Below are 16022 nucleotides of genomic sequence, written 5' to 3'. Positions count from 1 at the left end.
GCACACCAGCAGGGAGCAACCATGGACAACATCGTCGTCGCCGACAAGCAATCCGCCGTCGCCACCCAGAGTGCCTGGGGCAATATCACGCTCAACAGCCCGGGTGTCGTGCAGATGCCGGTGGCTCCCGACCAGGTGGCGACCGTCACCCGCCGTGGCCAGGACCTGATCGTCACCCTCAAATCAGGGGAAAAGGTCACCGTCGGCAACTTCTTCGCCGTGGACCAGGCCGGCGTCGGCAGTGACATGGTGTTCGTTGGCGAAGACGGTACCCTGTGGCACGCCAACTATGACGCCGCTGCCTTTACCGGTTTCACCTTCGACGAAGTGGCCTCGCTCGATGAGCTGGTGGCCGGCGTCGGGGTGGCCGGCAGTGCCACGCCGACCTGGGCGATTGCCGGCCTCAGCCTGCTCGGTGTCGGCGGCGCGGCCGCCGCTGCAGACCACCACAGCAGTGGTGGCAGCAGTGGCGGTTCCTCACCTGGCGACACCACGCCACCCGCCAGTGCCATCGATCTGCTGGTATCGCCCGATGGCCTGCACCTGACCGGCCGTGGCGAAACGGGCACCACGATCACCGTGCGCGATGCCGCCGGCAATGTGATCGGCAGCGGCACAGTGGGCGCCGACGGCACCTTCGACGTCTCGCTGAGTGCGCCCCAGCTCGACGGTGGCAACCTAGATGTCACCCTGACCGATGGCGCGGGCAACAGCTCGCAGGCAGGCACCGTCGGCACACCGGACATGACCGCGCCGCAGGCCCCCGGCGAACTGGCGATCAATGGGCAAGGCACGACCCTGAGCGGGCGCACCGAACCCGGCGCCACCGTGCAAGTGCGCGGTGCCGACGGCGCGCTGCTGGGCACCGCGGTGGCAGGCGCCGACGGCGCGTTCAGCGTTACCTTGCAACCCCCCCAGACCGACGGCCAGGCACTGCAAGTCACGGCCCAGGACGCCGCTGGCAACACCTCCGCCGCCGGCACCATCAGCGCCCCGGACGATGGCCTGGGCAACCCGCCGGACAGCACGCCACCCGATGCGCCCAGCGGCCTGCTGATCGATCCGACCGGCCGGCAACTCAGTGGCCGTGGCGAGGCCGGCAGCACGGTGCAGGTACGTGATGCCCAGGGAAACCTGATCGGTAGCGGCCTGGTCGGGGCCGATGGCAATTTCAGCATTACCCTCACTCCGCCGCAGGTCGATGGCGAACAGTTGCAGGTAACGGCCACCGATGCCGCCGGCAACACCTCCACGGCTGCCGTGGTCACTGCGCCGGACATCGACCCCGGTGGCGCAGACACGACCCCGCCAGCACCGGCCAGCGGTCTGCAGATCAGCGCCGACGGGCGCACCGTCTCCGGCCATGGTGAAGTGGGTGCCACGGTCAAGGTCCTGAACGACCAGGGCCAGGTGGTGGGCACCGCCATCGTCCAGGCCGATGGCAGCTTCAGCGTCACCCTTGACCCCGTTCAAGCCAATGGCGAACAACTGACCATCACGCTAATCGATGCCGCGGGCAACAGCTCGCTGCCAACCCCCATCACGGCACCGGACATCACCCCGCCCAACCAAGCCAGCGACCTGCAACTCAGTGCCGATGGCATCACGCTCACCGGACGCGGCGAACCGGGTGCCAGCGTGCAGGTCAGCGATGCCCAGGGCACGGTGCTGGGGACGGCCGTGGTCGACGCCAATGGCCAGTTCACCCTCACCCTGGCACCGGCCCAGACCGACGGCCAGGTACTGGACGTGGTGTTGCGTGACGCAATGGGCAACAGTTCGACCGCGACCCTCGTCGCCCCTGACCTGGACGGTCCGCAGCAACCCTCGGCGCTGGCCATCGACAGCGCCGGCCTGCACCTCACCGGCCTTGGCCAGGCGGGCTCGACCATCACCGTGCGCGGCGCCGATGGCAGTGTGCTGGGTACCGCGCAGGTGGGCGCCGACGGGCACTTCGACGTGACCCTCGACCAGCCCCGGCGCAACGGCGAAAGCCTGAGCGTGGAGGCCACCGACAGCCTCGGCAACAGCGCCGGCCCGGTCAGCTTCACGGCGCCGGACAGCACACCGCCGCAAGCTGTCGCCAACCCGAGCATCGATGCCAGCGGCACCACCGTCACCGGCACCGGCGAACCGAACGCCACGGTCACCGTGCGCGGCCCGGATGGCAGCGTGCTGGGCACTGCAGTAGTGGCGGGCGACGGTCGCTTCGAAATCACCCTCACGCCGGCGCAGACCAACGGCCAGGCATTGACCGTTGAACAGCAAGACCCGACCGGCAACGTCTCTGCAGCGGCCGACCTGACCGCGCCGGACAGTGTGGCACCCGGTACGCCCGGAGGGCTGAGCTTGTCCGCCGATGGCACGGTTGTCTCGGGCACAGGTGAACCCGGCGCCACGGTGCAGGTCACCGGAATTGGCGGCGTGGTACTGGGCACCGCCGTGGTGGCAGCCGACGGCAGTTTCCACGTGACCCTCGACCCTGCGCAGCTGAACGGCCAAACCTTGTCGGTCACTCAGGCAGACGCGGCAGGCAATACCTCCGGCGCCGAGACCCTGACCGCCAGCGATCTTGAAGCACCGGGAATCGCCCAGGGCCTGACATTGACCGCTGGCGGGACATTGCTCGGTGGTCAGGGCGAGGCCGGTGCTACGGTGACCGTGCGCGACGCGGCCGGGCAAGTGCTGGGCAGTGGCACAGTCGCCCAGGATGGCTCCTTCAGCATCACGCTGAGCCCGGCCCAGGCCAACGGCCAAGTGCTGTCGGTGGTGCTGGAAGACACGGCTGGCAACCTCTCGCCATCAGCTTCCATCACCGCCGCCGACACGACCGCTCCAGCCACGCCGACCGGTCTGCAGGTGAGCGCCGACGGCACCCTGTTGCACGGCACCGGCGAAGTCGGTTCGACCGTGCAAGTGCGCAATGCCAACGGTGACTTGCTGGGCACCGTGGTGGTCCCCGCAGGTGGCAACTTCACGGTGGCGCTGTCGCCTGCACAGCTGGATGGCCAACAACTGCAGATCACCCTGACCGATGCAGCCAACAATGTTTCCAGCGCAGGCCAGGCCACTGCACCCGATCACACACCGCCCACACTGGTCGATGTCACCTTCAGCGCGGACGGCACCGCCATCACCGGCCATGCGCCAGGTGCAAGCAACGTCACCATCACCGGCCCCGGCGGCACGGTGACCAGCGCGACCGTGAACCCTGACGGCAGCTTCACCGTGACCCTCACCCCGCCACTGGCCAATGGCGAAACCGTGAGCGTGGTCGTCACCGACGGGGTCAACGCGTCCGCGCCGTCGAACATCACCGCCCCGGATATCACCCCACCCGCAGCGGCTACCGACCTGACCGTGAGCGCCGATGGCACCACTGTCGGCGGTAACGCCGAGCCTGGCAGCACCGTCACCGTGCGCGATGGCAGCACAATTCTGGGCACCGCCACTGCCGGGCCTGACGGCACCTTCGTGATCACGGTGAACCCGCCGCTGGCCAGCGGCGATGTCGTGCAAGTGGTGGTGGACGATGGGGCCGGTCATGAAACCCCCACCACGCTCAACGGCCCTGATGGCACTGAAGTAGCCACCCCTAGCGACTTGCACATCAGCAGCGACGGCTTCCTGCTCATCGGCGAAGGCACCGTGGGTTCGTTGATCACCGTGACCTCGAACGGCACCACGTTGGGCACCGCCACGGTCGGCAGTGACGGCACGTTCCGGGTGTTCTTCAGCAACGCCCAGCTCAATGCGCAAACGCTGCAGGTCAGCGCCTCGCTGGACGGCAAGCTTTCGGTACCGGCGACCATCGTGGCCGCAGACAGCACCGCGCCGGATGCGCCGGACCAGCTCGGCCTCGACCGCAGCGGCACCACCCTCACCGGCCACGGCGAAGTGGGCGCGACCGTGCGCGTTGTGGATGCACAAGGGACCGTGCTGGGTACCGCGACCGTGGGCAGCAATGGGCTGTTCAGCGTGAGCCTGGTGCCGCCCCAGGCCAACGGCCAGACCCTCACCATTACCCAGGCCGACGCCGCCAACAACACCTCGCTCGCCGCCACCCTACAGGCGTTCGACCTGCAGGCGCCGAACGCGGCCACCGGGCTGAGCCTGAACAGCGCCGCCACCGTGGTCAGCGGCCAGGGCGAAGCGGGCGCGACGGTCACCGTGCGCGATGCCAGTGGTGCGATCCTGGCCACCGGTACGGTCAACCAGAGCGGCCAGTTCCAGATCACCCTGCCCAGTGCGCAAACCACCGGCAGTCCCTTGCAAGTCACCCTCAGCGATGCCGCCGGCAACGTGTCCGGGCCCGTCAGCCTGGCGACCCCCGACCGCACGCCACCAGCCGCGGTCAGCGACGTAGCGCTCAGCGCCGATGGCAAGCAGTTGTCCGGCAGCGGCGAAGTCGGCGCCACCGTGCAGGTGCGCGATGCCGCCGGCAACGTGGTCGGCAGCGCCAGCGTAGGGGCCGATGGCCGTTTCACGGTGACCTTCGATACGCCACAGTCCAGCGGCCAGGCGATCGGCGTGAGCCAGGTGGATGCCGCAGGCAATGCCTCGCCTGCCGTTTCCCTGAGCACCCCGGACCTGACGCCACCGGCCGCGCTGAGCAACGTGGTGCTCAACAACAATGGCCTGACCCTGACCGGCCTGGGCGAAGCCGGTGCCACCGTGACCGTGCGCGGCCCCGACGGCACTATCATCGGCAGCGGCCTGGTGGCCGCCAACGGCAGCTTCACCCTCACCCTCGATAGCGCCCAGCTCAATGCCCAGCATTTGAGCGTGACCCAGACCGACGCCGGCAACAACACCTCGGTCGCCGTCGCCGTCACCGCGCCGGACTTCACCCCACCGCCAGCGCCCAGCGCCTTGGCCCTGGCCGGCAGCGGCCTGCAACTGAGCGGCAACGCCGAAGCGGGCAGCACGGTCAGTGTGCGCGATGCTGCGGGCAATCTGCTCGGCACTGCCGTGGCCAACGCCAACGGCACCTTCCAGGTCACCCTGAACAGTCCCCAGACCAACGGCCAGACCTTGCAGGTCAGCGCCACCGATGCCGCAGGCAACGTCTCGGCCAGCACGCCGTACACCGCTGCCGACACCACCCCACCCGCCGCCGTCGCCAACCTGGCCGTCTCGGTCGATGGCGCCACCCTGACCGGCACGGGTGAAGCGGGTGCCACGGTTACCGTGCGCGCCCCAGACGGCAGCGCCCTCGGTACGACCACGGTCGGCAGCGATGGCCGCTTCAGCGTCAGCCTCGCCCCGGCGGCGTCTGCCGGTGAAAGCCTCAGCGTCACCCAGGCCGATGCCGCGCAGAACGTCTCGCCGCCACAGACGGTCAGCGCGCCGGGCAACCTGGCACCCGACACGCCCGACAACCTGGTGCTGTCTGCCGATGGCCTGGTGATCACTGGCAGCGCCACACCGGGCAGCACGGTCAATGTCTACGGTCCCGGCGGCACGCTGCTGGGCACGGCCCTGGTCGGCAACGATGGCACTTTCAGCGTCAACCTCGGCAGCGCCCAGGCCAATGGCGAAGTGCTGCAGGTCAGCGCCGTGGGCACGGATGGCAGCGCCTCGCTGCCGGCCACCTTGCAGGCACCGGACAGCACCGCCCCGCTACCGCTGACCAACCTGGTACTGGCCAACGACGGCCTGACCCTCAGCGGCCGCGGGGAGCCGGGCGCCACCGTCACCGTGATCGGTGAAGGCGGGATCGACCTGGGCCGTGGCGTGGTCGATGCCAACGGCAATTTCAGCATTGGTTTGAGCAGCGCGCAGATCAACGGCGAACACCTCAGTGCCAGCCAGACGGACGCCGCCGGCAACGAGTCGAACAGTGTCAGCCTGACCGCGCCCGACCGCGTGGCCCCCGATGCCGCCGCCGACCTTGCCTTCAGCGCAGGTGGCAGCTTGCTCAACGGTACCGGTGAGGCCGGCACCACGGTGAAAGTGCTGGCCGCCGATGGCAGCGTGCTGGGCACCGCCGTGGTCCGTGGCGACAGCACCTTCCAGGTCAGCCTCAGTGCGCCCCAAGCCAATGGCCAGCCCGTGCAAGTGGTGTTGACCGACGCCGCCGGCAACCAGTCGAATCCAAGCCCGATCACCGCGCCAGACACCACCCCACCCGCCGCGCCGACCGAGCTGGCGATCTCCAGCGATGGCCTTACCCTGACCGGCCGTGGCGAGGCGGGGGCGCTGGTCAGCGTGCGCAACCCGGCCGGTGTCGAGATTGGCACGGCGCAGGTCGATGCCAGCGGCCATTTCACCATCACCCTCAACCCGGCGCTGGGCAATGCCGAGCTGCTGAGCCTCACCCAGACCGACGCCGCCGGCAACGTGTCGGCCATCGCCACCTTGCAAACCCCTGACTTCACGCCGCCTGCCGCCCTCACCGATGTGCTGATCAACGCCGACGGCAGCGTCGTCAGCGGTCGCGGCGAAGTGGGAGCGACCGTGACTGTGACCAACGCCGCCGGCGTGGTCCTGGGCACCACCCTGGTGCTCGCCGATGGCAGCTTCAGCGTTCAGCTGACGCCACCGCAGATCAACCAGCAAGTGCTGTCGGTGCAGCAGGCCGACCCACCCGGCAACATCAGCGCACCGGTCACGGTCGATGCACCGGACCTGACGCCGCCCGCAGCAGCAGTCGGGCTGCACCTGAACGCCAGCGGCGACCAGCTGATCGGCACAGGCGAGGCCGGCACCACCGTGCGCGTGTTCGTCGGCACCCTGGAGATCGGCACCGCCACGGTCGCCGCCAACGGCACGTTCGTGGTCAACCTCAATACACCGCAACTCAATGGCGAACTGCTGCAAGTGAGCCTGCTGGACGCCAGCGGCAACGTTTCGCCGATCAGCACGATCACGGCGGTCGATATCACGCCACCGGCAAGCGTGATAGCTGCGCTCAATGCCGGTGGCACGCAGCTCATCGGCACAGGCGAAGCGGGCACTCGCGTCACCGTGATGAACAACCAAGGCGATCTGGTCGGCCAAGGTGTGGTCGGTGCCGACGGCACCTTCGTGCTCAACCTCACTGCGGCACAGATCAATGGCCAGGTACTGACCGTCATTGCCCAGGATGCCACCGGCAACCCTTCGCCACCGCTGCAGCTGACCGCGCCCGACCTGACCCCGCCGGTACAGCCCGGCAACCTGACCCTGACCGGCAATGGCACATTGCTCAGCGGTACGGGTGAAGCGGGCACCACCATCACCGTACGCGACCCCTCCGGCACGGTGGTCGGTACCGTCACCGTGTCGGCAGGCGGCGAATTCACCGTCTCTCTCAGCCCGGCGCAGAACAACGGCCAACTGCTGACGGTGATCGCTACCGACCCGGCAGGCAACACTTCGCTGCCGGCCGAGTACCAGACCGTCGACACCGCCCCGCCCGGCACCGTGACCAACCTCGCCGTCAACAACACCTATGACATCCTCACCGGACGTGGAGAAGTGGGTGCGACCGTGACGGTCAGCTTCGGCGGCGTGGTAATCGGCACCGGTCAGGTCGACAGCGGCGGCAATTTTTCGATCAACCTGCAACCGGCACCCGGTTCAGGCGCGTCCTTGGCCGTTACCCAGACCGATGCTGCCAACAACACCTCGGCGGTAGCGACTTATTCCACACCACTGGTACCACCACCAGAACCACCCACCAATGTAGCGCTGGCCGCCGACGGCCTGACCCTGTCGGGTACCGCCGCCACCGGCGCGTCGATCCGCGTCTACGACGCCGCCGGCAATCTGATCGGCAGCGGTGTGGCGAACATCCTTGACGGTGGCTTCACCCTGACCCTGAACACCGCCCAGCTCAACGGGCAACACTTGACGGTGACGGCGGTGTCGCTGCTCGGTGGCGAGTCGCAGCCGATATTCGTCACGGCGGCCGACATCACGCCTCCGGCCAACCCGCTGGTCACCGCGCTGTCGGCCAACGGCCTGGCGCTGAGCGGTACCGGTGAAGCCGGCGCGACAGTCACCGTGCGGGACGCGGCCGGCAACGTGCTCGGCACTGGCCTGGTCAACGGTGCGGGGGGATTCAGCATCAACCTCGGCAGCGCCCAGCTCAACGGCCAGGTACTGAGCCTGAGCCAGGCCGATGCCGCGCAGAACGTGTCCGCCAGCACCAGCTTCACCGCGCCGGACACCCAGGCGCCGCTGGCGCCGAGCAACCTGTCGATCAATGCCGGTGGTACCGTGCTCACCGGTAACGGCGAGCCGGGTGCGACCGTGACCGTGCAAGGCCCCGGTGGCCAGCTGGGCACTGCCATCGTGCAAAGCGACGGCACCTTCAGCGTCACCCTGACCACCCCCCAAAACGACGGCCAGGCCTTGGTGGTTCGCCAGTCGGACGCCGCCGGCAACTCGTCCACCAGCACCGCCATCACCGCGCCAGACACGACACCGCCAGCCGCGCCGGTGGCCAGCATCAACGCCACCGGCACCACGGTGACCGGTTCTGGCCAGATCGGCAGCACGGTCACCGTGCGCAACAGTGCCGGCACCGTGCTCGGCACCGCCATCGTGGGCAGCAACGGCCTGTTCGTGGTCAGCCTGGCCGCGGCGCAGATCGACCACCAGGCCCTGAGCGTCACCCTCACCGATGCCACCGGCAATGTCTCGACCGGTACTTCACTGACCGCACCGGACCTCACCCCGCCTGCAGTCGCCAGCAACCTGGTGATCAGTGCCGATGGCAGCACCCTCAGCGGCAGCGGTGAGCCCGGCGCCACCGTCACCGTGCGCAGTGCCAGCGGCACCGTGCTGCAGACCGCGACCGTACAACCCGACGGCACCTTCACCGTCACCCTGAGCCCTGCCCAGGACAACGGCCAGGTGCTGTCGATAACCCTGACCGACCCACGCAACAACACCTCCGGCAACGTCAACGTCACCGCCCCGGACATCGATGCCAATGCCCCGGTGATCGCCAGCGACAACCTGGCCACGGCCACCGTCAACCTGGCGCCGGTGGTCAGCCACCAGACCTACAACGACAGCTTCACCACCTTGCTGTCCGGCTTCAGCAAGACCTTTACCTGGACGGTCGGCGCCGGCGCCACGGTGGACCCGACCCTGACCCTGACCACCAACAGCGCCCTGGCCCTGCTCAACAACGCCACCTTCACCCTGCAGGTGAAGGACGCCTCCGGCGCCTGGATAACCTTGGCCACCGGCACCAGCCAGGGCCTGCTCGACCTGATCCTGCTGCCGCTGGGCCAGGGCATCCGCGTCGACATCGGCGTGCTGCAGGCCGGCGAATACCGCCTGACCGTCGGCAGTGGCGGCATTGGCCTGATCACCAACGTCACCACCACCCTGGACATCGATACCACCAACCTGACCCAGTTCACCGGCACCGGCACACCGGTGTCCGGCAACGTCATCAGCGATCCCGGTGTCGATGGCAGCACCGATGCCCGCGGCCCGGACAGCGCCGCCGTACTCCAGGTGCTGAAGAACGGCAGCTATGTCAGCGCCGGCAGCGCCACCGAAGTGCAAGGCTTGTACGGCACCCTGGTGATCCGCGCCGACGGCACCTACACCTATACGCCCAACGGCACGCCGTCCAGCGTCGGCAAGGTGGATGTGTTCAGCTACCAGCTGGTACACAGCAACGGCCTGACCGATGTCGCCAACCTCTATGTGCGCATCGACAGCCCGCAAGCCTCGGAGATCTGGAGCGACAGCAACCTCAGCGCACCGGCCACGGTGGTGGATGCGGTCAACGATGTCGACAGCACCCACATCACCTTGGCCAACCGGGTCGACAGCAGCAGCGCCACCCTGGGCACGCTGAGCCTGCCGGTGATCGGCTCGCGCCAGGCCATCTACACCACCACGGTCGCCGCCGACACCAGCGCCGACCTGCAAGTGGTGATCAACTCGACCAACCTGCTGACCCTGCTCGGCAACACCACCATCGCCTTGTACAAGCTCAATACCAGCACCGGCCAATACGTCCTGGTGCAGTCGGTACCGGGCAGCTCGCTGCTGACCCTGCTGGGCGGTGGCGCCGCCTATACCTTCACCGGCCAGGGTGCCGGCAGCTACCAGGTCCGCGTCGGTTCCAGCGGTATCGGCCTGCTCAGTTCGATCACCACCAGCCTCAACACCACCACCACGCACCTCACCGAGTTCGTGGTCGGCGGCTACACCGCCGTGAACGGCAACCTGATCACCGACCCCGCCGGGGCCGACAACCTGGGTTCCTCGCTCACCGTGCTGAGCGTGCTGGTCGCGGGCAATACCTACGCCGTCCCTGGCTACAACGGCATCACCGTGGCCGGCACCTACGGTTCGCTGTTGGTGCATGCGGACGGCAGCTACACCTACACCCTCAACAATGGGCTCACTTCGGCGGTGATCGGCCAGCACGACACCTTCACCTACGAATTGACCCACCCCAACGGCACCAGCGACACCGCCACCCTCACCATCAACCTGGACGGCGCCAGCGGCTTCACTGCCACCTCCTCGATGCTGGCCGACAGCGGCGACGACGGCACGGCACTGGTCGCGGCGGCGGCCTCCAGCGAAGTCATCGCCGGCACCGACGGCAACGACCACCTCGATGGCAGTCAGGGTGGCCACATCACCCTGCAAGGCGGCGCAGGGGACGACACCCTGGTGGTGGTCGACCAGCAGTTCGCCAGCATCGACGGCGGCACCGGCACCGACACCCTGTTGTGGGGCGGGGGCGATGCCAGCATCGACCTGGGCAACCTGGTCGGGCGCGTCCACGACATCGAAGTCATCGACCTCAACGACACCAGTTCGGTAGCGCTGACCCTCAACCTGGCGGACGTGGTGGCAATCACCGAAACCGGCAAGGACACCCTGATCATCAAAGGGGATGAAAAAGACTCGGTTCACCTCACCGACAGTTGGACCCTGACCGGCAACCAGAGCGCAGACGGCGTCGACTACAACCAATACACGGCCCAGGAGGACCCAAGCCACCACCTGTGGGTACAGAACGGCATCCATGTCGTCTGAAGGCGCAGCAACCCGCCGGGCATCACGCCCGGCGGCATGGACGAACAGCAGTAAGGGCATTTCGTGAAGCGACGCAGTCCGCTGTCACCGCTGTTGCTGGGAGCCCTTGGGCTCCTGGTGATTACTACCCACCCGGTCGCCCTGGCAGCCGATGACATAGATCCCACGCTGCGCACCATCGGGCCATCGCTGCTGCGCGATGCCCCCGACGCCATCCCCGCCCGTCCCCCGTCCGGCCAGGCCCCCTTCCAGGGCGACCGGCTGGGGCTGGCCGAGGCCGTGCTGGCCGCCGCGCAGTGGCACCCGAGCATCGCCGAGGCCATCGGCAACCTGTACAAGCAAGGCGAAGGCATCAACGTTGCCCGCGCCGGTTACTACCCGCAGATTTCCGGGGGCATCCGCACCGGTTACGACAGTGGTTACGGCGGCGACCGCAACAGCCAGGCCCTGAACCTGTCGCTTAAACAGATGCTCTACGATTTCGGCAAGGTCGACAGCGCCGTCGATGCGGCCCACGCCGCCGCCACCCGCGCCCAGGCCAATATCCTGCTGGTACTCGATGACCTGGCCCGTGACACCGCCTACGCCTGGATCGAAACCCGCCGCTACGAGCAGCTGATGATCATCGCCCGCGAGCAGATCCGCGGGGTCGATGACATCGCCGGCATGGCCCGTCAGCGCAGCGACATGGGCGCCAGCACCCGCTCCGATGTGGTCCAGGCCGAGTCGCGGGTAGAAGGCGCACGCGCCACCCTCGAGGAGTACCAGGCGCAGTACCAGCGCTGGCGCTCGATCCTGGCCGCCCTGCTTGGCCGCGTGTCGCCACCGGCACTGGCCGAAGAAACACCCCCTGAACTGAACCAGGCCTGCAAGCGCCCGGCCCAGGGCGACGACCGCCTGCCCGCCGTGCTCATGGCCCTGGCCCTGCGCGCGCAGTCCAAGGCGGAGCTGGCCCAGGCCAAGGCCGAAGCCTACCCGACCCTGTCGCTGCAACCGCAGGTCAACCATTACCTGGACAACGACTACAACCGCGACAACCACAGCCTCGACCGGACCCAGGCCGGCATCTACCTGAACCTCGAGGTGCCGATCTACCAGGGCGGCGCCATCAGCGCCCGCACCCGCGCCGCCGGCCATGCCCTGAGCGCCGCCGATTCGGCCGAGGATGCCGCGCGCCTGCAGGCCCGTCGTGGCCTCGCCGAAGCCATGGCGCAGACCGCCGGGCTGGGCCGTCGGCTGAGTTCGCTGGAAGCCCGTCAGGTCAGTATCCAGGAGGCGCGCATGCTCTATGGCCGGCAGTACCTGGACCTGGGCACACGGCCGCTGCTCGACCTGCTCAACGCCGAGCAGGAAATCTATCAGTCACGTTTCGACCTCGCCGGCACGCGCTCCGACCTGCTGCGCCTGGATGTCGACTGCCTGTACAACACCGGCGCCCTGCGCAGCGCGCTGGGTCTGGAAGGGCGCAACCTGCAAGGGGTGGAGATCGAGCCATGAACCCAACCGTCAATGCGAGCCAGGCCAATCCACAGCCCAACGCCGAACAGGCAGTGGCCGAACGCCCCGACCTCGGGCCTTGGCTGGAGGTGATGCTTCAGGTCGCCCACCACTACCGCCTGGACGTCTCGCCCCAGCGCATCCGCCTGGCGGCGGTGGAGGATGCCCGGCCGCTGGACGAGATCCTCCGCCACATGGCGCGCCAGGCGGGCCTTGCGCTGCGCTTCGTGCGTTTCGATGCCAAGGCCCTCAAGCAGTGGCGCACGCCGTTGGTGCTGGAGCTCGATGATGGCCAACTGGCGGTGGTCGAAGCGGTGACCGAGGACAACGAGCTGGCAGTGGTGTTCGCCGGCGACCAGCGGCTGACCTCGCGCCTGCCGCGCGCCGCGCTCGAAGGGCGCATCAACCGGGTCGCGCTGATGCGCCCGGCGCGGCCCCTGCGCGATGTGCGCACCGACGACTACACCGCGCCCTACGACCGCCACTGGTTCGCCCGCATCGTGCTGCGCGACCTGCGCCCCTACGGGCAAGTGATGGTCGCGTCGCTGGTGGCCAACGTGCTGGCCCTGGCCGGCGTGCTGTTTTCCATGCAGGTGTACGACCGGGTGATCCCCGCCGAATCGTTGCCGACCCTGTACGTGTTGTTCGGCGGCGTGGTGCTGGCGCTGGTGTTCGATTTCAGCATGCGCCTGCTGCGCCTGAAGGTGACCGACCTGCTCGGCAAGCGCGCCGACCTGCGCGTGTCGGACCTGGTTTATGGCCATGCCCTGCGCCTGCGCAACTCGGCACGGCCCAAGTCCACCGGCTCGTTCATCTCGCAATTGCGCGAGCTGGAGTCGATCCGCGACCTGATTACGTCGAGCACCGCCACGGCGCTGGCCGACCTGCCGTTCTTTTTGCTGTTCCTGTTCGTGTTCTGGCTGATTGGCGGGGTGCTGGTGCTCATTCCGCTGGTGGCACTGCTGGCCATGGTGCTACCCGGCCTGCTCGCGCAGCGGCGGCTGGCGCGCCTGGCCAACGCCTCGATGCGCGAGTCGTCGCTGCGCAATGCCATGCTGGTGGAAAGCATCCAGGGCCTGGACGAAATCAAGGCGCTACAGGCCGAGGCGCGGTTCGAGCGGCAGTGGAACCAGTACAACGCCGCCTGCGCCCACACCAACCTGCGCCTGCGTACCCTGACCAACGGCCTGGTGACCTGGACACAGAACGTGCAGGGCGCGGTGTTTGCGGTGGTCATCGTCATCGGTGCGCCCATGGTGATTGCCGGCGACCTCACCACCGGGAGCCTGGTGGCCGCGTCGATGCTGTCGTCGCGAATGATGGCGCCATTGGCCCAGCTCACCCATGTGCTGACCCGCTGGCAGCAGGCCAAGGTGGCGCTGCAAGGCCTGGACAAGCTGATGCAGTCGCCGGTCGACCACCCCGAGGGCGAAGCCCGGGTGCACCTGCCGGCGATCCGCGGCGAGTACAAGCTGCGCCAGGCCAACTTCCGCTATGAGGCCGAAGCGCCCCCGGTGCTGAACATCGGCGTGCTGGACATCCAGCCGGGCGAACGCATCGCCGTGCTGGGGCGCAATGGCGCGGGCAAGTCGACCTTGCTGCAGGCCCTGGGCGGGGCCATGGACCTGGCCCAGGGCGAGGTCAGCCTGGACGGCATCGCCCTGGCCCACCTCGACCCGGCCGACCTGCGCCGCGACGTCGGCCTGCTGCCCCAGTACGCCAAGCTGTTCCACGGCACCCTGCGGGAAAACCTCACCCTCGGCGCCGGCCAGGCCAGCGATCAGGAACTGGTCGCCGCGCTGGCCGCCACCGGCGCCCTGGACTTCGTCCGGCGCCTGCCCAAGGGCATGGACCACTTGATTCTCGAAGGCGGGCTGGGCCTGTCGGGCGGCCAGCGCCAGGCCCTGGTGCTGTCTCGCCTGCTGGTGCGCCAGCCGCAGGTGCTGCTGCTGGACGAACCCACTGCCTCGCTGGACGACATGACCGAGCGCAAGCTGCTCGATAACCTCGACCGCTTCTGCCAGGGCCGCACGCTGGTGATCGCCACCCACCGCTTGAGCGTGCTGCAGCGGGTCGAGCGGATCATCGTGCTCGATGGCGGGCGCATCGTCATCGACGACAGCCGCGACGCGGCCCTGGCGAAACTGCAAGGAGGCCAGGCATGAGCAACCATGAACTGCCCGCGTCCTACCTGGATGGCCAGGACGACCAGGCCGTGCTGCGCGCCGGGCGCGTCATCATCCTGTGTGCGCTGATGCTCGCCGCGTTCCTCGGCTGGGCCGCCTGGTTCGAGGTGACCGAAGTGTCGACCGGCACCGGCAAGGTAATCCCCAGCTCGCGGGAGCAGGTGATCCAATCGTTCGAAGGCGGCATCGTCGCCGAGATGAACGTGGCCGAGGGCGACCTGGTCGAGCGCGGTCAGGTGCTGGCCCAGCTCGACCCGACCAAGACCGCTTCCAGCGTCGGCGAAAGCGAGGCCAAGTACCGCGCGGCCAAGGCCAGTGTGGCGCGGCTGCGCGCCGAGGTGACCGGCAAGCCGTTGAGCTTCCCCGACAGCCTGCGTGATTCGCCCGAGCTGATCGAGGCCGAAACCGCCCTGTACGAAACCCGGCGTCGCGGCCTGGAGCAGACCCTGGCGGGCATCGAGGACTCGCTGCGGCTGGTGCGCAGCGAGCTGAAGATCACCGAAAACCTGGCCAAGATGGGCGCCTCCAGCCGGGTCGAGGTGATCCGCCTGAACCGCCAGCGCTCGGAGCTGGAGCTCAAGGCCAACGAAGCGCGTTCCGACTACCTGGTACGCGCCCGGGAAGAGCTGGCCAAGGCCAGCGCCGAGGCCGACAGCCTGTCGGAAGTGATCCGCGGGCGCAGCGATTCGCTGTCGCGCCTGACCCTGCGCTCGCCGGTGCGCGGCATCGTCAAGGACATCGAGGTCAACACCTTGGGCGGTGTGGTGCAGCCGGGCGGGCAGGTGATGAAGATCGTGCCGATGGACGAGCGGCTGCTGATCGAAACCCGCATCGCGCCACGGGACATCGCCTTCATCCATCCCGACCAGGCGGCCAAGGTGAAGATCAGTGCCTATGACTACTCGGTGTATGGCGGGCTGGATGGCAAGGTGGTGGGGATTTCGCCGGATACCCTGCAAGATGAGGTGAAGCCGGAAATCTACTATTACCGGGTGTTCATCCGTACCGAGCAGGACAGCCTGCAGAACAAGGCCGGCAAGCGCTTTGCCATCGTGCCGGGGATGATTGCCACGGTGGATATCCGCACGGGTGAAAAGACCATTCTCGATTACCTGATCAAGCCGCTGAACCGGGCCAGGGAGGCCTTGCGCGAGCGCTAGGGGCCGCTGCGCGGCCATCGCCGGCAAGCCGGCTCCCACAGGGTCAAGCAGCGCCTGCGATTCCTGTGGGAGCCGGCTTGCCGGCGATAGGGCCATCAAACCCGCAGCAAAGTTAAAGCCCCACGCAATCAGGCCGATAACCCGTTACCCCTGTCTCCCACCACGAAGGTCC

General features: G+C 68.1%; 3 protein-coding genes and 1 pseudogene. All 4 read left to right on the top strand.

Translation table 11 applies throughout. From position 1 onward, the window contains the following. Positions 1–21 precede the first annotated feature (21 nt). A pseudogene (locus tag ACIPZB_RS03890) lies at positions 22–11007 on the top strand (BapA/Bap/LapF family large adhesin); the annotation flags it as partial. 63 nt (positions 11008–11070) lie between these two features. Beyond that, positions 11071–12504 (top strand): TolC family outer membrane protein, encoded by a 1434-nt coding sequence (locus ACIPZB_RS03885; RefSeq protein WP_400639072.1) that lies wholly within the window; start codon positions 11071–11073, stop codon positions 12502–12504. Further along, positions 12501–14669: a type I secretion system permease/ATPase gene (locus tag ACIPZB_RS03880; RefSeq protein WP_400639071.1), complete on the top strand. Its 2169-nt coding sequence runs from the start codon at positions 12501–12503 to the stop codon at positions 14667–14669. The genes ACIPZB_RS03885 and ACIPZB_RS03880 overlap by 4 nt, the downstream gene beginning before the upstream one ends. Then, on the top strand, positions 14666–15850 hold the full coding sequence (locus tag ACIPZB_RS03875; RefSeq protein WP_400639070.1) for an HlyD family type I secretion periplasmic adaptor subunit: 1185 nt from the start codon (positions 14666–14668) through the stop codon (positions 15848–15850). Before ACIPZB_RS03880 ends, ACIPZB_RS03875 begins: the two co-directional genes overlap by 4 nt. The last annotated feature ends 172 nt before the right edge of the window (positions 15851–16022 follow it).

The sequence above is a fragment of the Pseudomonas sp. NPDC089396 genome (assembly GCF_044749545.1).
In the GTDB taxonomy this organism is placed as follows: Bacteria; Pseudomonadota; Gammaproteobacteria; order Pseudomonadales; family Pseudomonadaceae; genus Aquipseudomonas.
The sequence above is the reverse complement of the archived record's forward strand: the minus strand, read 5'-3'. Positions and strand labels throughout refer to the sequence as shown.